General features: G+C 74.3%; 22 protein-coding genes. 5 read left to right on the top strand and 17 right to left on the bottom strand.

Going from position 1 to position 22,594, the window contains the following annotated elements:
- Positions 1-50: 50 nt before the first annotated feature.
- Positions 51-533: a GNAT family N-acetyltransferase gene (locus GVV04_RS26430; protein WP_161691561.1), complete on the bottom strand. Its 483-nt coding sequence runs from the start codon at positions 531-533 to the stop codon at positions 51-53.
- 139 nt (positions 534-672) lie between these two features.
- Positions 673-1,149, bottom strand: coding sequence for a cyclic nucleotide-binding domain-containing protein (locus GVV04_RS26425; protein WP_161691559.1), 477 nt, complete (start codon positions 1,147-1,149; stop codon positions 673-675).
- A gap of 269 nt (positions 1,150-1,418) precedes the next feature.
- Between GVV04_RS26425 and GVV04_RS26420 the strand changes: the two genes are divergently transcribed.
- The 3 genes from GVV04_RS26420 (at position 1,419) to GVV04_RS26410 (ending at position 6,184) form a co-directional block, all read left to right on the top strand.
- Entirely contained in the window at positions 1,419-4,187 is a 2,769-nt protein-coding gene (locus tag GVV04_RS26420; protein WP_235967009.1) for a cation-translocating P-type ATPase, read from the top strand.
- The gene (locus tag GVV04_RS26415; protein ID WP_161691557.1) at positions 4,184-5,080 is read left to right on the top strand and encodes a universal stress protein; all 897 of its coding nucleotides are present in this window, start codon (positions 4,184-4,186) and stop codon (positions 5,078-5,080) included. Before GVV04_RS26420 ends, GVV04_RS26415 begins: the two co-directional genes overlap by 4 nt.
- 219 nt (positions 5,081-5,299) lie before the next feature.
- Positions 5,300-6,184: a universal stress protein gene (locus tag GVV04_RS26410; RefSeq protein ID WP_161691555.1), complete on the top strand. Its 885-nt coding sequence runs from the start codon at positions 5,300-5,302 to the stop codon at positions 6,182-6,184.
- 89 nt (positions 6,185-6,273) lie between these two features.
- Here the strand turns inward: GVV04_RS26410 and GVV04_RS26405 are convergent, their stop codons facing one another.
- The 7 genes from GVV04_RS26405 to GVV04_RS26375 form a co-directional block, all read right to left on the bottom strand.
- Entirely contained in the window at positions 6,274-6,897 is a 624-nt protein-coding gene (locus GVV04_RS26405; protein ID WP_161691553.1) for an FMN reductase, read from the bottom strand.
- On the bottom strand, positions 6,894-8,036 hold the full coding sequence (locus GVV04_RS26400) for an LLM class flavin-dependent oxidoreductase (protein WP_161691551.1): 1,143 nt from the start codon (positions 8,034-8,036) through the stop codon (positions 6,894-6,896). Before GVV04_RS26400 ends, GVV04_RS26405 begins: the two co-directional genes overlap by 4 nt.
- A 102-nt stretch (positions 8,037-8,138) precedes the next feature.
- Entirely contained in the window at positions 8,139-8,414 is a 276-nt protein-coding gene (locus GVV04_RS26395; RefSeq protein WP_328822580.1) for a MoaD/ThiS family protein, read from the bottom strand.
- On the bottom strand, positions 8,415-9,500 hold the full coding sequence (locus GVV04_RS26390) for a WD40/YVTN/BNR-like repeat-containing protein (protein WP_161691549.1): 1,086 nt from the start codon (positions 9,498-9,500) through the stop codon (positions 8,415-8,417). It abuts the gene before it with no gap.
- A gap of 94 nt (positions 9,501-9,594) precedes the next feature.
- Positions 9,595-10,236 (bottom strand): DNA-3-methyladenine glycosylase, encoded by a 642-nt coding sequence (locus GVV04_RS26385; protein WP_161691547.1) that lies wholly within the window; start codon positions 10,234-10,236, stop codon positions 9,595-9,597.
- An 89-nt stretch (positions 10,237-10,325) separates the two neighbouring features.
- Positions 10,326-11,633, bottom strand: a complete 1,308-nt coding sequence (locus GVV04_RS26380) for an MFS transporter (protein ID WP_201754137.1) — start codon at positions 11,631-11,633, stop codon at positions 10,326-10,328.
- Between the two features lie 254 nt (positions 11,634-11,887).
- Entirely contained in the window at positions 11,888-12,280 is a 393-nt protein-coding gene (locus tag GVV04_RS26375; RefSeq protein WP_161691618.1) for a VOC family protein, read from the bottom strand.
- A 738-nt stretch (positions 12,281-13,018) separates the two neighbouring features.
- Between GVV04_RS26375 and GVV04_RS26370 the strand changes: the two genes are divergently transcribed.
- Positions 13,019-13,624, top strand: coding sequence for a hypothetical protein (locus GVV04_RS26370; RefSeq protein ID WP_235967007.1), 606 nt, complete (start codon positions 13,019-13,021; stop codon positions 13,622-13,624).
- Complete coding sequence (locus tag GVV04_RS26365; RefSeq protein WP_161691545.1) at positions 13,621-13,977, top strand: MmcQ/YjbR family DNA-binding protein; 357 nt, start codon at positions 13,621-13,623, stop codon at positions 13,975-13,977. The genes GVV04_RS26370 and GVV04_RS26365 overlap by 4 nt, the downstream gene beginning before the upstream one ends.
- A gap of 101 nt (positions 13,978-14,078) precedes the next feature.
- Here the strand turns inward: GVV04_RS26365 and argH are convergent, their stop codons facing one another.
- From argH to argC, 8 genes are read right to left on the bottom strand one after another with little or no spacing between them, the layout of a single operon-like run.
- Positions 14,079-15,542, bottom strand: coding sequence for an argininosuccinate lyase (argH, locus tag GVV04_RS26360; RefSeq protein WP_161691616.1), 1,464 nt, complete (start codon positions 15,540-15,542; stop codon positions 14,079-14,081).
- A 14-nt stretch (positions 15,543-15,556) separates the two neighbouring features.
- Positions 15,557-16,762, bottom strand: coding sequence for an argininosuccinate synthase (locus GVV04_RS26355; RefSeq protein ID WP_161691543.1), 1,206 nt, complete (start codon positions 16,760-16,762; stop codon positions 15,557-15,559).
- Positions 16,759-17,274 carry an arginine repressor gene (locus GVV04_RS26350; protein WP_161691541.1) on the bottom strand — a complete coding sequence of 172 codons (516 nt, stop codon included), beginning with the start codon at positions 17,272-17,274 and terminating at the stop codon, positions 16,759-16,761. Before GVV04_RS26350 ends, GVV04_RS26355 begins: the two co-directional genes overlap by 4 nt.
- The gene (gene argF / locus GVV04_RS26345) at positions 17,271-18,197 is read right to left on the bottom strand and encodes an ornithine carbamoyltransferase (RefSeq protein WP_161691539.1); all 927 of its coding nucleotides are present in this window, start codon (positions 18,195-18,197) and stop codon (positions 17,271-17,273) included. The genes GVV04_RS26350 and argF overlap by 4 nt, the downstream gene beginning before the upstream one ends.
- Positions 18,194-19,375, bottom strand: a complete 1,182-nt coding sequence (locus tag GVV04_RS26340) for an acetylornithine transaminase (protein WP_161691537.1) — start codon at positions 19,373-19,375, stop codon at positions 18,194-18,196. The genes argF and GVV04_RS26340 overlap by 4 nt, the downstream gene beginning before the upstream one ends.
- Positions 19,372-20,259 carry an acetylglutamate kinase gene (gene argB, locus GVV04_RS26335; RefSeq protein ID WP_161691535.1) on the bottom strand — a complete coding sequence of 296 codons (888 nt, stop codon included), beginning with the start codon at positions 20,257-20,259 and terminating at the stop codon, positions 19,372-19,374. The genes GVV04_RS26340 and argB overlap by 4 nt, the downstream gene beginning before the upstream one ends.
- The gene (argJ, locus tag GVV04_RS26330) at positions 20,256-21,428 is read right to left on the bottom strand and encodes a bifunctional glutamate N-acetyltransferase/amino-acid acetyltransferase ArgJ (protein WP_161691533.1); all 1,173 of its coding nucleotides are present in this window, start codon (positions 21,426-21,428) and stop codon (positions 20,256-20,258) included. Before argJ ends, argB begins: the two co-directional genes overlap by 4 nt.
- Complete coding sequence (gene argC, locus GVV04_RS26325) at positions 21,425-22,426, bottom strand: N-acetyl-gamma-glutamyl-phosphate reductase (protein WP_161691531.1); 1,002 nt, start codon at positions 22,424-22,426, stop codon at positions 21,425-21,427. Before argC ends, argJ begins: the two co-directional genes overlap by 4 nt.
- Positions 22,427-22,594: the final 168 nt, after the last annotated feature.

Below are 22,594 nucleotides of genomic sequence, written 5' to 3'. Positions count from 1 at the left end.
ACTAGTGGCAATCCAGCTCAGCCCGCCTGCCTGTCCGCCGGCCCCCCGGGTCAGCCGGCGAGTTCCAGGACCCATTCCTCGACCTCGGCGCCGCGACCGTTGGCGTACCCCCGGTCCTCGCCGCGGACGACGAAGCCGCACTTGCGCAGCACGGCGAGGGAGGCGGCGTTGTCCTTGGCGGCGCGGGCGTGCACCGGTCGCTGCGGCAGCTCGGCCAGCAGCGCGGCGAGGGCCCGGGTGGCGTACCCGCGACCCCAGCGGGCCCGGTCGATCCAGTAGCTGACCTCGGTCTGGGCCTCGACGGGGAAGGCGGCCACGTGACCCACGACCGCGCCGTCGACGGTGACGGCGCGGGTGACGATGGCCGGGTCGGCGCGGATGCGCCGCCAGTGCGCGTCGAACGCCGCCCGGTCGGCCGGGTCGGCGGGGCCGAAGGCGGCCACCCGGTTGGCCTCCGGGTCCTGCTCGAAGGCGAAGATGTGGGGCAGGTCGTCGTCGCGCACCGGTCGCAGGCGCAGCTCCTCGGCAGTCACCGGCGCAGGCTACCGCCCGCCGGGCCACCCGGGCGCCCTCCCCCACCAACGGGTTGATCAAGAGCTTTGCGTCACGCCAAGCCCGGAATCTGACGCAAACCCCTTGATCACCGGAGGATGGGTGGGGGTGGGCGGGTGGTCAGGTCGTTGGGGGGAGGGTTGCGGGGTAGCCGTACAGGTCCAGCAGGCGTACCCGGGCCGCCTGGAGACGGTCCACCACCACGCTCATGAACCGGGCGGTGAGCTGCCGGCCGAACGCGTCGTCGGACTCCATCAGCCGGCGCACCCCGACTGCGGTGAACTCGACGGCGGTGCTGCGCCGCACGGCCACCGCCCCGAACTGCCAGCGGTACGGCGGGAAGAGCCAGGACCAGCCGAGCACCCCGCCCGGGCCGATCGACTCGATCCCCACGTCGCCGCGTCCGGGCACCGGAAAGTCCAGGGCCACCTCCCCGCCCCGGACCAGCCAGAACCGCTCGGCGGGCTGACCGGCCCGGAACAGCCGGTGGCCGGGGTGCCAGACGACGGGGCGGGCGTACCCGGTCAGCCGGGTCAGCCAGGGCTCGGGGACGTCGGCCAGGAACGGGTGGTCGCGGAGCATGTCCAGCGGGGTCATGGCGCCTCTTCTCGCCTCGGCGCAAGGCCCGGCGCACCCCCGAACCCCGCAACGGTGGACAGCCTCGACCTCCTGTCGATCGTCCACTCCCATCCGACTCCTCGCGGGCCGCCGGCGGCAGGGCCGTTGGTCCCGGGCCGGTCGGGCGCCACCCCCCTGCCGCCGGCGGCCCGCGAGGACGACGGTGGAGGGGATGGCGTGCCCGGTGACGCGTCGCGGGGGCAACAGGGGGCCGGCGGTGGCGGGACCGGTCGGACGGGAGCGGACGGATGCGCACTGACACCAGGACCCGCCCGGGCGGGTTAAGCGAACCGGGCGGGTTGGGCGAACCGGATGGGCTGGGCGAACCGGGCGGGCTGGGTTCGGCCGAGGCCGCCGCCCGGCTGCGCGCCGACGGCCCGAACAGCGTCGCCCCGCCGGCCCGCCGGCACCTGGCCGCCCGCGTCCTGCACCAGCTCACCGACCCGCTGGTGGCCCTGCTGCTGGCTGCGGCCGTGGTCACCGCCGCGCTCGGCGACTGGCCGGACACCGCGGTCATCGTCCTGGTCGTGCTGGTGAACACCGCGATCGGCGTGGTGCAGGAGGTCCGGGCGGACCGGGCGATCGCCGCGCTGGACCAGCTCGCGGCCCCGACCGCCCGGGTGGTCCGCGACGGTCAGGACCTGGTCGTGCCGGCCGCCGAGGTGGTCCGCGACGACCTGGTACGCGTCGAGGCCGGCGACGTCGTCCCGGCGGACCTGCGGCTGGTCGAGGCGAGCCGGTTGCGCCTGGACGAGTCGGCGCTGACCGGCGAGTCGGTGCCGGTCGGCCGGGACGTCGGCGACGAGGTGTCCGCCGGCACGGTGGTGACCGTCGGCCGGGCGGTGGGCACGGTGGTCCGTACCGGGACGGCAAGCGCGCTGGGCCGGATCAGCGCCCTGGTCTCCGCCACCCGGCCGGGGGCCACCCCGTTGCAGCGCCGGCTCGCCGGCCTGGGCCGGATGCTCGGGTTGGTCGCGGTGGCGCTGTCCGGGCTCGTGTTCGGCATCGGCGTCCTCGGCGGGCGGCCGGTGGTGGAGATGGCGGTCACCGCCGTCAGCCTCGTCGTCGCGGCGGTGCCGGAGTCGCTGCCGGCCGTGGTGACCCTGGCCCTGGCGCTCGGGGCCGGTCGGATGGCCACGGTGCGGGCCATCCCCCGGCGGCTGCACGCCGTGGAGACGCTGGGCTCGGTGACCGTGATCGCGTCCGACAAGACGGGCACCCTGACCGAGGGCCGGATGGCGGTGCAGCGGGCGGTGACCGTCGACGGGGCCGCGTACGACGTCGCCGGCATGGGCTACGAGCCGCGCGGGACGGTGCGACGCGACGGCGCCACGGTGGCCGTACCGGACGGGCTGCGCCGCCTGGCGCGGGCCGGGCTGCTCTGCAACGACGCCGCGCTCTCCCCACCGACGGACGAGCGGCCGGGCTGGGACGCGGTGGGCGACCCGCTGGAGGCGGCGCTGGTGGCCTTCGCCGCCCGGTGCGGACTGGACCCGGCGACCACCCGGGCCGCCTGGCCACGGGTCGCCGAGCACCCGTTCGACCAGGCGAACCGCCGGATGACCACGGTGCACCGGTCCTGCGACGGCCGCTGGCTGGTGGTGTGCAAGGGCGCCCCGGAGAACGTCCTCACCGCGCCGCTGCTCGACGCGGACGACGCGGAGGTCGCCGCGCTGACCGCCCGGGCGCACGAGCTGGCCGGCGCGGGGCTGCGGGTGCTCGCAGTCGCGACGGCGCTGGTGGAGACCCGGCCCGACCCGGCCGCGCCGACCGGGCTGCGCCCCGCGGGGCTGGTCGCTGTCGGCGATCCGCTGCGGGCCGGCGCCGCCGACCTCGCGGCGAGCTTCGACGCGGCCGGGGTCCGGTTGCTGCTGATCACCGGGGACCACCCCGCGACGGCCGCCGCGATCGGCGGTCAGCTCGGGCTCTGGCGCGACGGCGACCCGCTGGTCCGGGGCGACGACGGCGAGCTGGCCGACGCGCACCCGGCGGCCCGGGTGTACGCGCGCACCCAGCCGGAGCAGAAGCTCGACATCATCGCCGGGTTGCAGTCCCGGGGGCACGTGGTGGCGATGACCGGCGACGGGGTCAACGACGCCCCGGCGCTGCGCCGCGCCGACATCGGGGTGGCGATGGGCGGGGGCACGGAGGTGGCCCGGCAGGCCGCCGACCTGGTGCTGGTCGACGACGAGCTGTCCACCGTCGCCGCCGCGATCGGCGAGGGCCGGCGCATCTACGACAACATCCGCCGGTTCCTGCGCTACGCCCTGTCCGGCGGGGTCGCCGAGATCGCGGTGATGCTGCTTGGCCCGCTGTTCGGGCTGCCCGTGCCGCTGCTGCCGGCGCAGATCCTCTGGATCAACCTGCTCACCCACGGGGTGCCGGGCGTGGCGCTCGGGGCGGAGCCGGCCGAGCCGGGGACGCTGCGCCGTGCGCCGCGCTCGCCGCAGGAGTCGGTGCTGGGCGCCGGCCTGGGCCGGGACGTCCTGCTCACCGGCGGTCTGATCGCGGCCGTGGTGCTCGGCGCCGGGGTGGCCGCCGCCCGCTGGGACCGCCCCTGGCAGTCGGTGGTGTTCGTGGTCCTGGGCCTGGCGCAGCTCGGGGTGGCGCTGGCGGTCCGGGCGCCCCGGCCGGCGGGCGTGCGGGCGGGCAATCCGGCACTGCTGGTCGCGGTGGCCGGCTCGGCGCTGCTCCAGGTCGGCGGGGTGCTGGTCGAGCCGCTGCGGATGCTGCTCGGCACCGACCCGCTCGGGGCGACCGAGCTGGCGGCGTGCGCGGCGGTCGCCGTGCTGCCGGGGCTGACGCTGCGCCTGCTGCGCCCGCGCCTCGGCGGCGCCCGCACCGGACCGGGCCCCACCTCGGCGGTGCCCCACAAGGATCCCGGCCCTGCCGACGCGGTGCCCGACCCCGCCGGCGACGGGGACTCGGGACCAACGGCCCAGGGTTCGGGCCCGGCGGCCCTGACCGGCGATCCCGCGCCGGAGCAGGCTGGAGCCGGACGAAGGAGGATGCGATGACAAGCAGGTCCGGTGCCCCGGTCGTGGTGGCTGTGGACGGCTCAGCCTCGGCCCTCGACGCGGTCCGGGTGGCGAGCCGCGAGGCCACGGCGCGCAACCGCCCGCTGCGGGTGGTGCACGCCCTCAGCTGGCCGCTGCTCGGCGCCGCGCTCGGAGCGTTGGCTGGCAGCCCGCCCGAGGCGGGGCCGCGCAGCCACGCGCAGGACGTCGTCGCCGAGGCGGTCGACGAGGCGAGGAAGGTCTCCGCCGAGGTCGACGTGGTCGGCGAAGTCGTCGAGGGCTCCCCCACCCCGGTGCTGCTGCGGGAGTCCCGCCACGCGGCGCTGCTGGTGCTCGGCTCCCGCGGCCTCGGCGGCTTCGCCGAGCTGCTGGTCGGCTCGTCGGCGGTCCAGGTGTCGGCGCGGGCCGACTGCCCGGTGCTCGTGGTGCGCGGCGAGGCCCGCGCCGACGGGCCGGTGGTGGTGGGCGTCGACGGCTCGGCGCTGTCCACCGAGGCCATCGGCTTCGCCTTCGAGGAGGCGGCGCTGCGCAACACCGACCTGGTGGCGGTGCACAGCTGGCTCTACCCCACGCCGGTCGGCCCCGGCGAGGTCCTGCCCCCGGCGTACGACGTCGACGCGCTGGTCGAGGAGGAGGAGCGGGCGCTCGCCGAGGCAGTCGCCGGCTGGTCGCAGCGGTACCCGCAGGTGCGGGTGCGGCGGCGCCTGGCCCAGGGCGCGGCGGCCCGGATGCTGGTCGAGGAGTCCGCATCCGCCCAGCTGACCGTGGTCGGCGCGCACGGCCGGGGCGCGTGGGGCGGGCTGTTCCTCGGCTCGGTCAGCCACGCCGTGCTGCACCACGCCCGTTCCCCGCTGGCGATCGTGCGGCACCCCCGGGACGCCGACCACGGCTGACCCCGTGTCCGCCCGACGTCGTGCCCGTCCCGGCCGCTCCCCCGCCCGGGACGGGCACGGCGGGCGTCCGGGTGGCGGTATCGGGCGGGGTGCGACGCCGTCCGGTGCCGCCTCCGGCGCACCTCCCCTCGATGCATGACCGGCGGCGTGTCCGGGCAAATGCCGGTGATCGGCGGCGGGGCCGTCGACAATGGCCTCTGATCGAGTCCGGGAGAGCTGATGAACCGACCTGTCGTGGTGGGCGTGGACGGATCGCCGTCGAGCCTGGTCGCCGCCGAGCACGCGGCGCAGGAGGCCGCGTGGCGGTCCCGGCCCCTGCTGCTGGTGCACGGCTACCTGCACCCGCTCGGCTACGGCGTGCCGGTCAACCCGTACGACCTCGGGGTGCCCGCGCCGACCGACGAGTCCCGGCGGATGCTCGACCGGCTGGCGTCCGAGCTGCGCGGGCGCTGGCCCGGCGTGGACGTCGAGGTGCGTCAGGTGGCCGGCGGCCCTGCGGCGAGCCTGGTCGAGGAGTCCCGCCGGGCGGAACTGGTGGTGGTCGGCAGCCGGGGGCTGGGCGGCTTCGCCGGCCTGCTGGTCGGCTCGGTCAGCGCCCAGGTGGCCGGGCACGGGCACTGCCCGGTGCTGGTCGTCCGCCCGGAGGAGCAGCCGATCCCGGTCGACGGCCCGGTGGTCGCCGGGGTGGACGGGTCGGAGCCGGGGCGGCTCGCCGTCGCCCTCGCCGCCGCCGAGGCGGCTTACCGGGACACCGGCCTGGTGCTGGCGCACGTCGCGCCGGCCGACGACGCCCGCCCGGTGCCCGACGAGGTCGCGGAGTCGGTGGCGGCGGCCCGGGCCGACTCGACGGACCTGCTCGCCGGGGCCGCCGCCGAGGTGGAGGCGGCGCACCCGGGCCTGACCGTCGAGCGACGGTCGCTGCGGGCGGCCAAGCCCGAGCGGGCGCTGATCGAGGCGAGCGGGGACGCGACCCTGGTGGTGGTCGGCTCCCGTGGGCGCGGCGGCTTCGCCGGGCTGCTGCTCGGCTCGGTCAGCCAGACGCTGGTGCAGCACGCGCACTGCCCGGTGCTGGTCGCCCACCCGTGCCCGACCGACGCCGACTGAGCGACCGGCGCCACCCCAGCCCTGGTCACGTCGGCCCTGGTCACGTCGGCTGGGGCCGGCTCGGCCGGCGGGTTACGGGCCGGTGCCGGTCAGGGCTGGTCGCGGCCGGCGAGCAGGTCGTCGAAGCTGGTGGTGAGCGCGAACGGGTCGGGCGGGGCGGCGGCGGGCCGCCGCCGCACCTGGTCGGCCAGCTCTGCGCCCGCGCGGACGATGCGGGCCCGCAGGACGCCATCGGCGGTCCCACCGGACCAGTCCTCCGGCGCGGCGAAGACCGCCGTGGGCACGACCACCGCCCGCAGGTACGCGAACATCGGCCGGAGGGCGTGCTCCAGGGCCAGGGAATGCCGGGCCGTGCCCGCTGTGGCGGCGATCAGCACCGGCCGGTCCACCAGCGATCCGGAGTCGAGCACGTCGAAGAACGACTTGAACAGCCCGTTGTACGACCCGTTGAAGATCGGCGTGACCGCGACGATGCCGTCGGCCCCGGCGACCGCGTCGAGGGCCTGCCGCAGCGACGGCGACGGAAAGCCGGTGAGCAGGTTGTTCACCACGTCGTGGGCGTGGTCGCGCAGGTCGACCGGGCGCAGCTCGACCTCGACGCCCGCCCGGGCCAGCTCGTCGCGGCTGGCCGCGGCGAGCTGGTCGGCGAGCAGCCGGGTGGACGAGGGCTGGGAGAGCCCGGCGGACACCACGGCCAGGGTTCGGCGGCTCATCGGCCGCCCTCCGTCCCCGTACCGGCGGCGGCCGGCTCGGCGGCGTGCCCAGCGGCGGCTGACTCCGTGGCCCGGGCGGTGACGAGCGAGGCGTGGGTGGGTGCCTCGGGCACGTGCGCGGGACGCAGCGCGTCGAACTCCCGGCGCAGCACCGGCACCACCTCCTCGCCGAGGAGGTCGAGCTGCTCCAGCACGGTCTTCAGCGGCAGGCCCGCGTGGTCGATCAGGAAGAGCTGGCGCTGGTAGTCGCCGACGTAGTCGCGGAAGCCGAGGGTCCGGTCGATGACCTGCTGCGGGCTGCCCACGGTCAGCGGGGTCTGCTCGGTGAACTCCTCCAGCGACGGCCCGTGGCCGTAGACGGGGGCGTTGTCGAAGTACGGGCGGAACTCCCGGACCGCGTCCTGCGAGTTGCGCCGCATGAACACCTGGCCGCCGAGCCCCACGATCGCCTGGTCCGGCGAGCCGTGCCCGTAGTGGGCGAAGCGCTCCCGGTACAGGCCGACCATCCGCTGGGTGTGCTCCTTGGGCCAGAAGATGTGGTTGGCGAAGTAGCCGTCGCCGTAGTACGCGGCCTGCTCGGCGATCTCGGGGCTGCGGATCGAGCCGTGCCAGACAAACGGCGGCACCCCGTCCAGGGGGCGCGGGGTCGACGTGAACGACTGCAACGGGGTGCGGAACTTGCCGGACCAGTCCACGACGTCCTCGCGCCACAGCCGGCGCAGCAGGTCGTAGTTCTCGATTGCCAGCGGGATGCCGTTGCGGATGTCCTGCCCGAACCACGGGTAGACCGGGCCGGTGTTGCCCCGGCCGAGCATCAGGTCGACCCGGCCGTCGGCCAGGTGCTGGAGCATCGCGAAGTCCTCGGCGATCTTCACCGGGTCGTTGGTGGTGATCAGCGTGGTCGCGGTGGAGAGCAGCAGCCGCTCGGTGCGGGCCGCGATCCAGCCCAGCATGGTGGTGGGCGACGACGGCACGAACGGCGGGTTGTGGTGCTCGCCGGTCGCGAAGACGTCGAGGCCGACCTCCTCCACCTTGCGGGCGATCGTCACCATCGCCTTGATCCGCTCGTGCTCGGACGGTTCCCGCCCGTTGGTCGGGTCGGCGGTGACGTCTCCGACGGTGAAGATCCCGAACTGCATGATCCGCTCCTCGCTGACTACCGGGGCCGTTCCCGACCCCCGGACGCAGCGCACAACATATTTGACGAGTCAACTATTCCGACGGGCGGGGCCCGGTCGGAGTCAGCCGCCGGCCACCGAGGGAAGCACCCGCACCTCGGCACCGGGGCGGACCGGCGCGGCCAGGCCGCCGGCCTGCCGGCAGTCCTCCCCGTCGACGTAGACGTTGACGTACCGGCGCAGGTCACCGCGCTCGTCGCGGAGCCGGCGGGACAGCCGGGGCCAGCCGTCGGCCAGCTCGTCGAGGACGTCCCGCAGCGTGCCGTGGGCCCGGACGGTGAGCCGCGCCGCGCCGCCGACCTCGCCGCGCAGCGGACCGGGCACCAGGACGGTGACCACTCAGACCTCCGCGGCCCGGACGCAGAGCACGTCGGGCAGGTGGGCGGCGACCAGGGACCAGGAGTCGCCCTCGTCGCGGCTGGCGTAGACCTCGCCGGAGCGGGTGCCGAAGTAGACCCCGGCCGGGTCGGCGTCGTCGGCGCACATCGCGTCGCGCAGCACCGCCGGGTAGAACGGGCCGTCGGGCAGGCCGGCGGAGAGCGGCTCCCACGTCCCACCGGCGTCGGCGGAACGGTAGACCCGACAGCGGTGGTCCGCCGGGAAGCGCTGCCAGTCGGCGACGAGGGGGAACGACCAGATCATGCCGGGGCGGGTGGGATGGGCCACCATCGGGAAGCCGAAGTCGCTCGGCAGGCCGGCGGCGATCGAGGCCCAGGTGCGACCCCCGTCGTCGGAGCGGTAGACCCCGTGGTGGTTCTGGGCGTAGAGCCGCTCGGGGTCGCCGGCGTCCCGGGCGATCTTGTGGACGCACTGGCCGAACTCGGGCCACTCGTCGGGCAGGTAGCGGGCGTGGATGCCGGTGTTGCCCGGCGCCCAGCTCGCCCCCGCGTCGTCGGACCGGTAGACCCCACCGGTCGACATGGCCACCACGAGCCGGGCCGGGTCGCGCGGGTGCGGCAGGACGCTGTGCACCGCCTGCCCGCCGAAGCCCGCGCCCCACTGCGTGCGGTGGGGATGGTCCCAGAGCGCGCGGACCAGCTCGAAGGTGCGGCCGCCGTCGGCGGAACGGAACAGCGCCGACGGCTCGGTGCCGGCCCAGACCACGTCCGGCTCCGCCGGCCCGCCGGGGGTGAGCTGCCAGACCCGACCGAGACTCGCTGCGGCGTCGGCCGGGAAGGCGACCGGGGCGTGCTCGGGCTCCTGCCAGGACGACCCCAGATCGTCGCTGGTCGCCAGGCTGGGCCCGAAGTGCGAGCTGGACGTCCCGGCGAGCAGGCGGGGAACGGCACGCCGGGAGTCCACCGCCACCGCGTAGACGCCGGTCATCGGGAAGTGCGGGCCGCTGATCTGCCAGCTTCGACGGCCGTCGGTGCTGGTGGCGAGGAAGAGCCCCTTGCCGGTGCCAATCGCGAGCAGGGTCGTCATGGGCGTTCCTCCGGTCAGCCGGGACGGGTGGCGTGATTATGGCCACTGGGCCCGACAGAATCCCGGCAGACGCACCGGGACGGTCACCGCCGGCTCAGCGGCGGGAGCGGGGCACGTGCCGGCGGTACCCGCTCACCGTCGGGTCGCCGGCGATCCAGAACCGCCACGGCACGTCGTGCGCGCCGGTCACCCCGACCCGGGGGCCGGCCGCGACCGCCGCGTCGGGCACCGGCTCGGCCGCCGGGCGCAGCCGCACGGGCCCGTCGCCGAGCAGGTGGCACCCGTACACCGCCTTGTCGATGCCGAGGGCGGCGCAGAGCCGGGCCGGGCCGCGCGCCAGGTCCACGTCCCGGCGTACGGCGGTGCGCCGGGCCCGGGCCGCCTCGACGCCCTCGACCACCTCGCCGGCCCGCAGCAGCACCGCCGACGCCTCGCCGTCGGGCCCGGTCACCACGTTCATGCACCAGTGCATGCCGTAGGTGAAATAGACGTAGGCGTGCCCGGCCGGGCCGAACATCACGGCGTTACGCGGGGTGCGACCCCGGTGCGCGTGTGAGGCCGGGTCGCCGGCCGTGCCGGCGTACGCCTCGACCTCGGTGATCCGGACGGTGATCCCGTCGGCCGACAGCCGGCAACCGAGCAGGCCCCGGGCGGCGGGCACGACCGGCCCGGCCAGCAGCTCGGCCAGCGCGGCGAGGTCGGCGTCGTACGCCGACGCGGTGGGGGACGACACCATGGCCCGAGCCTATCCGGGGCCGGACCGACGCACCCGGCGACCGCGTCGTCCGTGGCGTCGGGCTCCCGAGGGTCCGGCCGTCGGGCGGCTCAGAGGGCGACCAGCGGCTCCTCGGCGGCTGGGCCCTCGGCTACCGGCGGCGACGTGGCTCGGGCGGCGGCGATCGCAGCCTGCCCGGACGGCACCATGATCGCCACGATCATCACGGCGACCGTGACCAGGCCAGCCACGATCAGCAGGGTCTGAACGCTGATCACGTCGGCCAGCGGGCCGAACACCATCATGCCGATCGGGGTGGCCAGGGCCATCACGATGCCGACGTAGCTGAACACCCGGCCATGCTTCTCCGGCTCCACCGTCTCCTGGATCAAGGTCATGAACGGGGTGGAGAACAGTGGGGCCGCGAGCCCGAACAAGAACATGAAGCCGTAGAAAACCCACAGGTTGGTGCTGAGGCCCAGCGCCACGGTGAGGATCGCGAAACTGAAGGTGGAGATCAGGATCAGTCCGATCCGGCTGCGCTTGGCCAGCCAGGTGGCGATCAACGCTCCGCCGAGCAACATTCCCACGCTGAACGCGATCTCCAGTACGGCCAGCATCCACTTTTCGCTACCGAAGGTGCGGGCCACCATCAGCGGCGTGACGAACGACGGCGCGACGGCGAGCATGAAGATGATCGCGAAGACCAGCAGTAGCCAGCGGACGATCCGGTGGGTCCAGATGTACTGCATGCCCTCGACCAGGTCCTGTCGGTAGGTGGTCGTGGTCTCGGTCGCCCGATCCAGGGTGGGCACCGCGACCAGGGCCAGCAGCCCGATGCCGATCACGGCGGTGATCACGTCCAGGAAGAAGACCGGCACCACTCCGAAACCGGCGTAGATGGCGGCAGCCACCGCCGGAGCCAACAACGCCATCGCGGAGCTGGCGGTCTGGAACATGCCGTTGACCCGCATCAGCTGCTCGGCCGGCACGATCTGCGGGATGATCGCCTGCACCGTCGGTGTCTGCACCCCGGCCCCGAAGGAGCGGACCGCGACCGCCAGCAGGATCACCCACAGGTCCGTGATGCCGTTCAACATCAACAGGGCCAGGACCAGGGTCGCCGCCGCAATGCCCGCGTCGGCGGCGATCGCCAGCATCTTGCGGTTCATCCGGTCGGCCAGCACCCCGCCGAAGATCGACACGACGCCCTGGGGGACGAACGCGCAGACGGCGTAGAGCGCGATCGCCAGGCCGGACTTGGTCTCCAGCGTGACGTACCACATGACCACGTACTGGACGATCATTGAACCGAACAGCGATACGGTCTGGCCGGACAGGAAGAGCGCCACGTTGCGTTTCCAGTGTGCGGGCGCCGGCGTGGGACTGCTCTCGGGGACAAGGGTTGTCTCGGACACGGTCTCCTCGCTCAGGGCAGTTCGTCAGCGGCGACGGCAAAGACAACGCGTGAACGGTCCCGTGGCACGCCCATGACCATACCGACGCCAGGTGGCCGTGGCTCGCAATTTGACCGGGAGCGGTGCTGGCCGCCGCCCACCTACACGGGGAATGCTCTCTCGCTGGAACAGGAGGCAGGTCATTCCGCTGGGATACGTACGTTCTTGGCGGTCGAGGGGCGACCTCGCACGACCAGCCTTCGCGGCCCGGTTGTTCAGCCGAGCGGCTGCTGGAGCATGACCAGGTTGCCGCAGGTGTCGTCGAGGACCGCCGAGAGGACCGGCCCGGTCGGGGCCGGCGGGGCGGTGAACGTGACGCCGAGGCCGGTGAGCCGCTCGTGCTCCTTCGCCAGGTCGTCCACGGCGAAAATGATCACCGGAAGTCCCGCCGCGCGCACTCCCTGCTGGTACGCCTGCGCCACCGGCGAGCCGTTCGGCTCCAGCAGCAGGTGGACGCCGTCGGGGTCGGCCGGCGAGACGACGGTGAGCCACCGGGCGTCACCGCCGAGCGGGACGTCGTGCCCGACCGCGAAGCCCAGCACGTCCGTGTAGAAGCGCAGCGCCTTCTCCTGGTCGTCGACGAAGACGCTGGTCACAGCCACTCTGATCACAGGTATGCCCTTTCCCCCGCACCGAGAACTTCGGCGACCAAGCCCATCTTCATCCACCTGTACGACGAAAAGGGCACCCTCCGCAACGGATAGGTGCCCTTTTCTTTCCAAAGTCGTTCGCGGAACGCCCTCGGCTGTCCCACTCCGGTGGGGTCAGCTCCGTAGGGGCCGAAGGGTAGGTCCCCCGACCGGGCAGGGCCTCGGCAAAGTCGGGCGGCTCATCCGGCCTGGAGTGGCTGGCGGAGACACGCCCTTGCTGGCGGGAGCAGCACAGGCAGAGCCGTTTCAGAAGATCGTCCGAGTTCTCGAACCGAGACCCCAGCCCCTCATGCCGCGCGTCACGCCTACGAGCGCCATTCCGACGCCCACCCGGACCACGGCTGACCCCATGGAAGATCTTGGAAGAATGTGGCCCCCCAGGGGGCCATTTCCCTCCAAGATCTTCAGCCATCCCGAGCAGTGGAACGTAAGTCCCGTTGAATGGACGGCCGTGGGCAGGTTCGGCGGGGGCGGGGGCGGGGGCGGGGGCGGGGAACAGCGCAGCAGGACGGGCTTCGGCGGGGTGGTGCCGGCGGCGGGACAAGTAGCCGAGTTGCGCGGTGATCGCCGCACCGGCGGCATCCACGCACGCGGCTCCGATCTGCGCGGCACCGGACACTCCGCGACTTTGCCATGAACACAAGCCGCTTGAACGCTTCGTTGACAAGGATTCGTTTGCATGCTGGACTCGACGGCATGACCGCAGCGGAGCAGGACCTGTTCACCGCGCCCGATCCGGCGCACGCCCGGGCGCACCGCACCTATGCCGCGCTGACCCGGATCGCCGAGCGGCACGCACCCGACGACGCGCGCCGCCGACGCCACACCAACCCGTACGTGCCGGATCCGTACGAGGCGGTGGCCCTGGTGACCGCGCTGGCTGCCGGCGGGGCCGAACTGGCCGCCGACGAGGAGCCGGTCGACTCCGCCGACCTGGTGGCCGCGCTCACCCTCGTGCCGCACGTGCGGGCGGAGCTGGACGCGCTGGAGGCCGGGCTGCTCCGGCTCGCCCGCGACCGGGGCTTGACCTGGCAGTCGATCGCCTTCGGGTTGGGCCTCGGCACGCCCCAGGCCGCCCGGCAGCGCTACGAGCGGCTCACCGGCCGGATCGGCGCCGAGACCGGGAGCGACACCCGGGGCCAGAGCGACACCCCGGCCGAGACCAACGGGCAGGGCGACAGCGACGGCCACCACGGCGAGCACAGCGACGGGCGGGGCCGCAGCGACGGGCGGGGCCGCAGCGACGGGCGGGGCCGCAGCGAGGGCGACAGCAGCGGCCACGGCGACGGGCGGGGAAGGTGACGGAGCGCGCGGAGTTGCTGGCGTACTGCCTGGCGAAGCCGGGGGCGTGGCTGGACCGGCCCTGGGACGACGGCGAGGTGGTGAAGGTGGGCGGGCGGATCTTCGCCTTCCTCGGCCCCGGGTCGGGCGAGCGGGTGGGCGTCAAGTGCGGCCCCAACCGGGACGTGGCCGACGAGTGGCTGCACCGCTTCCCCGACGACGCGGTCCCCTCCCCCTACCTCGGCCGGTCGGGGTGGAACAGCCTGCGGCTGGCCGGCGCGATCGACGGCGACGAGCTGCGCGAGGCGGTGGACGCCTCGTACGAGGCGGTGGTGGCGAAGCTACCGAAGCGGGACCGCCCGGCGGCGGGCTGAGCCGGGACCGCCCGACGGCCGGCTGAGCGGCCCCGGACGCGCGGCGCAACCACCGACGCGGCGCGCGGAAGGTTACCGCGCGCCGCGTCAGGACGGCATCGTCAGCGGGGCACGACCTGCTCGGCCGCCCACTCCCGCCAGCCCGCGAGCTGGTCGGCGGCGGCGACGAGCTGGTCGGCGACCGGGCCGGGGCCGGTGGAGCCGGGGGTGATCCGCGCGGCCAGCGCCGAGCGGACCGAGAGCACGTCGCGCACCGACGGGTCGAGGTGCTCGCTGACCGTCGCCAGATCGGCGTCGGAGACCTCGTCGAGGGCGCAGTCGCGGACCGCGCAGAGCGCGACCAGCCTGCCGGTGATCTCGTGCGCGTCCCGGAACGGCACGTTGCGGCGGACCAGCCAGTCGGCGACCTCGGTGGCCAGGGAGAAGCCGACGGGGGCGGCGGCCACCAGGCGGTCGACGCGGACGGTCATCGTGGAGATCATCCCGGCGAGGGCCGGCAGCAGCAGCTCCAGGGTGTCGACCGCGTCGAAGGCCGGCTCCTTGTCCTCCTGCATGTCCCGGTCGTACGCCATCGGCAGGCCCTTGAGCATGGTCAGCACGCTCACCAGGCCGCCGATGAGCCGGCCGGACTTGCCCCGGGCCAGCTCGGCGATGTCCGCGTTCTTCTTCTGCGGCATGATCGACGAGCCGGTGGCGAAGGCATCGTCCAGCTCGACCCAGCCGAACTCGTGCGACGTCCACAGCACCACCTCCTCGCCGAGGCGGGACAGGTGCACCCCGATCATCGCGGTGATGAAGAGGAACTCGGCGACGAAGTCCCGGTCGGCCACGGCGTCCATCGAGTTGGCGAAGGACGTGCGGAAGCCCAGCTCCTTCGAGACCGCCACCGGGTCCAGCGGCAGGCCGGAGCCGGCGAGCGCACCCGCCCCGAGCGGGCTGACCGAGGCCCGGTGGTCCCAGTCCCGCAGCCGGTCCAGGTCGCGCAGCAGCGGCTGCACGTGGGCCAGCAGCCAGTGGCCGAAGGTGACCGGCTGGGCGTGCTGAAGGTGGGTCATCCCCGGCGCGGCCGTGTCGACGTGCCGCTCAGCCTGCTCGGCGAGGGCCTCGGCCAGCTCGACCAGCCGGGCGGCCACGCCCCGGGCGTGGTCGCGCAGGTAGAGCCGCAGGTCGGTGGCGACCTGGTCGTTGCGGGACCGGCCGGCACGCAGCTTGCCGCCGAGGCCGCCGAGGCGCTCCAGCAACCCGCGTTCCAGGGCGGTGTGCACGTCCTCGTCGTCCACGGTGGGGCGGAACGACCCGGAGGCGCAGGCGGCCTCCAGGTCGTCCAGGGCGGCGAGGATGCGGCCCAGCTCCTCCGGGTCGAGCAGGCCCGCGCCCGCCAGGACCCGGGCGTGCGCCCGGGACCCGGCGATGTCGTACGGGGCGAGGCGCCAGTCGAACTGCACGCTGACCGACAGCCGGGCCAGGGCCTCGGAGGGGCCGCCGGCGAACCGGCCACCCCACAGGCTCGTACGGTTCGTCGCGGCGCTGTTCTCGGTGAGGCTCTTGTCGTCCACGCCGCCCATTGTGGTGCCCATGCTCAGGAGCCGGCCAACCGGGCGTCCCGCGCGGCGGCCATCTTGCTGGGCAGGCCCCACAACTGCACGAAGCCCTTGGCCAGGGACTGGTCGAACGTGTCGCCGGTGTCGTAGGTGGCCATGCCGAAGTCGTACAGGCTGGCCTCGGAGCGCCGGCCGGTGACGGTGGCCCGGCCGCCGTGCAGGGTGAGCCGCACCTCGCCGGAGACCTGCTGCTGGGCGTCGTCGATGAACGCGTCCAGGGCCTTCTTCAGCGGCGAGAACCAGAGGCCGTCGTACACCAGCTCGCCCCAGCGCTGGTCGATGCCCTTCTTGAACCGGGCCAGGTCCCGCTCGACGGTGACCGCCTCCAGCTCCTGGTGGGCGGCGATCAGCGCGATCGCGCCCGGCGCCTCGTACACCTCGCGGCTCTTGATGCCGACCAGGCGGTCCTCGACCATGTCGAGCCGGCCGACGCCCTGCGCGCCCGCCCGCCGGTTCAGCTCCAGGATCGCCTGGTACGGGGTGACGGTCTCGCCGTCGATCGCGACCGGCACGCCGGCGTCGAAGGTGATGACCACCTCGTCGGCGTCGCGCTCCTGCGCCGGGTCGGACGTGTACGAGTACAGGTCCTCGATGGGGGCGTTCCAGATGTCCTCGAGGAAGCCCGTCTCCACGGCCCGGCCCCACAGGTTCTGGTCGATCGAGTACGGCGACTTGGCCGACACGTCGATCGGCAGGCCCTTCTCCTCGGCGAAGGCGATCGCCTTGTCCCGGGTCCAGGCGAAGTCCCGGGCCGGGGCGATGATCTTCAGGTCGGAGGCGAGCGCGGCCAGGCCGACCTCGAAGCGGACCTGGTCGTTGCCCTTGCCGGTGCAGCCGTGCGACACGATGGTGCCGCCGTGCTTGCGGGCCGCGGCCACCAGGTGCTTGACGATCAGCGGCCGGGACAGCGCGGAGACCAGCGGATACCGGTCCATGTAGAGGGCGTTGGCCCGCATCGCCGGCAGGCAGTACTCGGCGGCGAACTCGTCGCGCGCGTCCACCACCTCGGACTCGACGGCCCCGCAGTCCAGGGCGCGCTGCCGGATGGCGTCGAGGTCCTCGCCGCCCTGCCCGACGTCCACCGCCACCGCGATGATCTCGGCGCCGGTCTGCTCGGCCAGGTACGGAATCGCGACGGAGGTGTCCAACCCTCCTGAGTACGCAAGGACGACCCGCTCGGTCATGGTGTGTTGCTCCCTTCAACGTTCTCTTCCCGGCGGGACCACGCGGCGAGTTTCTCGCCCAACGCGGCACCGCCGACGGCCTCGCGGGCCACGACGAGGATGGTGTCGTCGCCGGCGATGGTGCCGACGACCTCGGGCAGGCCCGCTCGGTCCAACGCGCTGGCCAGGTATTGGGCTGCGCCCGGCGGGGTGCGCAGTACGGCGATGTTGCCGCTGGAGTCGACCTCGTTGAGCAGCTCCCGCAGCAGCCGGATCAGCCGGGCCGGGGCGGCCTCGGCGTCGCGCAGCGGCCGGTGGCCGTCCTCGGGGATGACGTACACGGGGCGCCCGTCGCCGCCCCGGGCGGTGACCGCGCCCAGCTCCTTGAGGTCCCGCGACAGGGTGGCCTGGGTGACTCCCACGCCGTCACCGGCGAGCAGGTCGGCCAGCTCCGTCTGCGAGCGGACCGCCTTGTCGCGGATCAGCTCGACGATGCGGGCGTGCCGGGCGGCCCGGGTCAGCGGGGCGGTCATTCCGGGCTCTCCAGCAGGTACGCCAGCAGCGCCTTCTGGACGTGCAGCCGGTTCTCCGCCTGGTCGAACACCGCGCTCTGCGGGCCGTCGAGCACCTCGTCGGTGATCTCCTCGCCCCGGTGCGCGGGCAGACAGTGCAGCACGATCGCGCCCGGCGCGGCGTGCCTGAGCAGCTCCTTGTTGAGCTGGTACGGCAGGAACGGGGTGGTCCGGTCCAGCCCGTCGGACTCCTGCCCCATCGAGGTCCAGGTGTCGGTGGCCAGCACGTCGGCGTCCCGGACCGCCTCCACCGGGTCGCGCAGCACCCGCGCCGACCCGCCGGTGCCGGCGGCGATCTCCGCCGCCCGGGCGACCACCTCGGGGTCGGGGTCGAACCCGTCCGGCCCGGCGACCCGCACGTGCATCCCGGCGGTCGCCCCGGCCAGCAGGTACGAGTGCGCCATGTTGTTCGCCGCGTCCCCGACGTACGCCAGGGTGCGGCCCCGGGTGTCGCCGAACCGCTCGCGGACGGTGAGCAGGTCGGCCAGGAGCTGGCAGGGGTGGAAGCCGTCGGTGAGGGCGTTGATCACCGGCACGCTCGCCCCGGCGGCGACCTCGGCGATCCGGTCGTCGCCGTGGGTGCGCAGCACGATCGCGGACACGTACCGGGACAGCACCCGGCCGGCGTCGGCGAGGGCCTCGCCCCGGCCGAAGTGGGTGACCTGGGTGTCCACCACGAGCGGGTGGCCGCCCAGCTCGGCGATACCGGCGTCGAACGAGATCCGGGTGCGCAGGCTCTGCTTGTCGAACAGCACCGCCACCGATCGCGGGCCGGCCAGCGGCTTGTGGGTGTACCGCTCGGCCTTCATCCGGGCGGCCAGGTCCAGCACGGCCGACTGCTCGGCCGGCGAGAGGTCGTCGTCGCGCAGCAGGTGGCGGGTCATGCGGTGGCCTCCGGGGTGGCGGCGTCGAGGGCGGCGGGCAGGGCGGCCAGGAAGGCGTCGACCTGGTCGGTGGTCAGGATCAGCGGCGGGGCGAGCCGGACCACGCCGGGCTGCACCGGGTTGGCCAGGAACCCGGCGTCGCGCAGCGCGGTCGCCAGCGGGCCGGACACGTCGGCGGTGAGCACGATCCCGAGCAGCAGGCCCGCGCCGCGCACCTCGGCCACGAGGGGGTGGCCGAGCGCCTCGACGCCCCGGCGCAGCCGCTCGCCGACCCGCTTGACGTGGTCGAGCAGCCCTTCGCTGGCGATGGTCGACACCACCGCGAGGGCGGCGGCGCAGCTCACCGGGTTGCCGCCGAAGGTGGTGCCGTGGGAGCCGGCCCTGAGCAGGTCGGCGGCCGGGCCGAAGGCCAGGCAGGCGCCGATGGGCAGGCCGCCGCCGAGGCCCTTGGCGAGGGTGACGATGTCGGGTTCGACGCCCTCGGCCTGGTGGGCGAACCAGTGCCCGGTGCGGCCGACGCCGGTCTGCACCTCGTCGAGGACCAGCAGGGCGCCGTGCCGGGCGGTGATCCGCCGGGCCTCGGCGAGGTAGCCGGGGGGCGGGACGACGACGCCGTTCTCGCCCTGGATCGGCTCCAGGATGACCATGGCGGTCGCGTCGGTCACCGCCTCGGCGAGGGCCGCCGCGTCGCCGTACGGGACGTGGGTGACGTCGCCGGGCAGCGGGCGGAACGGGTCGGCCTTGGCGGGCTGGCCGGTGAGCGCGAGCGCGCCCATGGTCCGGCCGTGGAAGCCACCGACGGTGGCAACGACGTGGGTGCGCCCGGTGAGCCGGGACAGCTTGAACGCGGCCTCGTTGGCCTCGGCGCCGGAGTTGGCGAAGAAGACCCGGCCGCGCCGGCCCGCGAGGGCCAGCAGCAGCTCGGCCAGGGCCACCGGCGGCTCGGCGACGAACAGGTTCGACACGTGCCCGAGGGTGGCGACCTGCCGGGACACGGCGGCCACCACGGCCGGGTGGGCGTGGCCGAGGGCGTTGACCGCGATGCCGCCGAGCAGGTCGACGTACTCCCGGCCGGCCTCGTCGACCACGACCGCGCCGGAGCCGGACACCAGCGCGAGCGGCGGGGTGCCGTAGTTGTCCATCAACGACTGCCGCCAGCGATCCACCAGCGTGCTCATGAGCTGATCACCATCGTTCCGAACCCTTCCGAGGTGAAGACCTCAAGCAGCGTGGAGTGGGCGACCCGGCCGTCGACGACGTGCGCGGCGGGCACTCCGTGGCGCACCGCCCGCAGGCAGGCCTCCATCTTCGGGACCATCCCCGATTCCAGGGACGGCAGCAGCACCGCCAGGTCGTCGGTGGTGATCTCGCTGACCAGGCTGTCGGTGTCGGGCCAGTTCGCGTAGAGGCCGGGGACGTCGGTGAGGACGACCAGCTTGCGGGCCCCCAGCGCGATCGCGAGCGCGGCGGCGGCCGTGTCGGCGTTGAGGTTGTGCAGCACCCCGTCGGCGTCCGGCGCGACGGTGGAGATCACCGGGATGCGGCCGGCCGCGATCAGGTCGGTCACCGCCGACGGGTCGACGGACTCGACGTCGCCGACCTGGCCGACGTCCACCGGCTCCCCGTCGACGTACGCCGGGCGGCGCACTGCGGTGAACAGGCCGGCGTCCTCGCCGGAGAGGCCGACGGCGTACGGGCCGTGCGCGTTGATCAGCCCGACCAGCTCCCGGCCGACCTGGCCGACCAGCACCATCCGGACGACGTCCATCGCCTCGGGGGTGGTGACCCGCAGGCCGCCCTTGAACTCGCTGTCGATGCCGAGCCGGCCGAGCATGGCGGAGATCTGCGGCCCGCCGCCGTGCACGACGACCGGCTTGAGGCCGGCGTAGCGCAGGAACACCATGTCGGCGGCGAAGGCGCGCTGGAGGTCGGGGTCGACCATCGCGTTGCCGCCGTACTTGACCACGACGGTGGCCCCGGCGAGGCGGGCCAGCCAGGGCAGCGCCTCGATCAGGGTCTCGGCCTTCGCCTGGGCCCGGGTGAGATCCGCGGTGAGGCTCATGACGAGTACGCCGAGTTCTCGTGCACGTACGCGTGCGACAGGTCGTTGGTCCACACGGTGGCCTCCGCGTCGCCGGCGTGCAGGTCGATCCGGATCGTCACGTCCCGCCCGGCGAGGTCGACCTTGGAGCGGTCCTCGGCGGCGGCGCCGGAGCGGCACACCCAGATCCCGTTCACGGCGACGTCGACGGCGTCCGGCTCGAACGCGGCGGCGGTGGTGCCGACGGCCGCGAGGATCCGACCCCAGTTCGGGTCGTTGCCGAACAGCGCCGTCTTGACCAGGTTGTTGCGGGCCACCGACCGGCCCACCTCGACCGCGTCGTCCTCGCTCGCGGCGCCGACCACGTCGATGGTGATCTGCTTGGTGGCGCCCTCGGCGTCGGCGATGAGCTGCTGGGCCAGGTCGTGACAGGCGGCGGTGACGGCGGCGGTCAGCTCCGCCTGCGTCGGCTCGATGCCGGACGAGCCGCTGGACAGCAGCAGCACGGTGTCGTTGGTGGACATGCAGCCGTCGGAGTCGATCCGGTCGAAGGTGACCCGGCAGGCGGCGCGCAGCGCGGCGTCGAGCGCCGCCGGCCCGGCCACCGCGTCGGTGGTCAGCACGCAGAGCATCGTCGCCATGGCCGGGGCGAGCATGCCGGCGCCCTTGGCCATGCCGCCGACGGTCCAGCCGCTGCCGGCGGCCACGGTGGTCTTCGGCCGGGTGTCGGTGGTCATGATCGCCTCGGCCGCGGCGGCGCCGCCGCCGCGGGACAGGCCCCGGATCGCCGCCCGCACGCCGGGCAGCAGCTTCGGCATCGGCAGCCGCTCGCCGATCAGGCCGGTGGAGCAGACCGCGACGTCGGCGGCGCCGAGCCGCAGCCGGGGGCTGGCCGAGGTCAGCGCGGCGGCGGTGTGCTCGGCGGTGGCGTGGGTGTCCTGGAAGCCGGCCGGGCCGGTGCAGGCGTTCGCGCCCCCGGAGTTCAGCACCACGGCGCGGGCCACGCCGCCGCGGACCACCTGCTGGGTCCACAGCACCGGCGCGGCCTTGACCCGGTTGGCGGTGAACACGCCGGCGACCCCGGCGTCCGGGCCGTCGTTGACGACCAGGGCGACGTCGCTCGCGCCGCCGGCCTTGAGCCCGGCGGCGACCCCGGCGGCCCGGAACCCCTTCGGTGTGGTGACACTCATGGTGCGATCCCCCAGACGGACAGGCCCGTCGTCTCCGGCAGGCCATACATGAGGTTGGCGTTCTGCACGGCCTGGCCGGCGGCGCCCTTGCCGAGGTTGTCGATCGCGCTGACCACGATCACCCGGCCGGAGTCGACGTCGACACCCGCCTGGAGGTGGCAGGAGTTCGAGCCGAGGGTGGCGGCGGTGTGCGGCCAGGCCCCCTCGGGCAGGACGTGCACGAACGGCGCGTCCGCGTACGCCTCGGCGAGCACCGCCCGCGGGTCGACGCCCCGGGCCGGCACGGCGGTCACGGTGGCGAGGATCCCCCGGGGCATCGGCGCGAGCACCGGCGTGAGCGAAAGGCTGGTCGCGCCGGTGGCCTGCTTGATCTCCGGCACGTGCTGGTGGGCCCCGACCTTGTACGGCGACAGGTCTCCCATCACCTCGCTGCCGAGCAGGTGCGGTTTGGCCGCCTTGCCGGCGCCGGAGGTGCCGGAGGCGGCGACGACCACCACGTCGGCGGGGTCGACCGCGCCGGCCGCGACCAGCGGGGCGAGCGCGAGCGTGATGGCCACCGCGTAGCAGCCGGTGTTGGCGACCCGGGTGGCGGCGGCGATCAACGCGCGCTGGCCGGGCAGTTCGGGCAGGCCGTAGGTCCACGGCCCGGCGTGCGCGCCGCCGTAGTAGTTGGCCCAGGCGTGGGGGTCGGCGAGGCGGTGGTCGGCGCCGAGGTCGACCACGAGGGCCTCGGGCGAGAGCTGGGCCGCCAGGGCCGCCGACTGGCCGTGCGGCAGGGCCAGGAAGACCAGGTCCGCGTCGGCCAGCGTCGCCGCGTCGGTCTCGCCGAGGACCATGTCCAGGCCGGCCAGTTGCGGGTGTACGACGTCGAGCCGGTGCCCGGCCCGGCTGTGCGCGGTGGCGGTGACCAGGTCGAACTCCGGGTGCCCGGCGACCAGGCGGATCAGCTCGCCCCCGGCGTAACCGCTCGCCCCGGCGACCGCAACTCGGATACCCATTCCCACCTCCGCATGACTATGCAGACGAGGCTAACAAGCGAAGATCCCTCTCTGCAAGTTCATGCGGTCGGCTGCATGGAAATGAAGCGTGACCCCGATCACCGCAAAGATCGCCGCCCGCCCAAGCAGGCACCCACCGTCACATATTCCTCACCGAGCGAATTGCAC

It is taken from the genome of Micromonospora rubida (assembly GCF_009908295.1).
In the GTDB taxonomy this organism is placed as follows: Bacteria; Actinomycetota; Actinomycetes; order Mycobacteriales; family Micromonosporaceae; genus Micromonospora; species Micromonospora rubida.
This window is presented reverse-complemented; position numbering and strand designations above follow the sequence as displayed.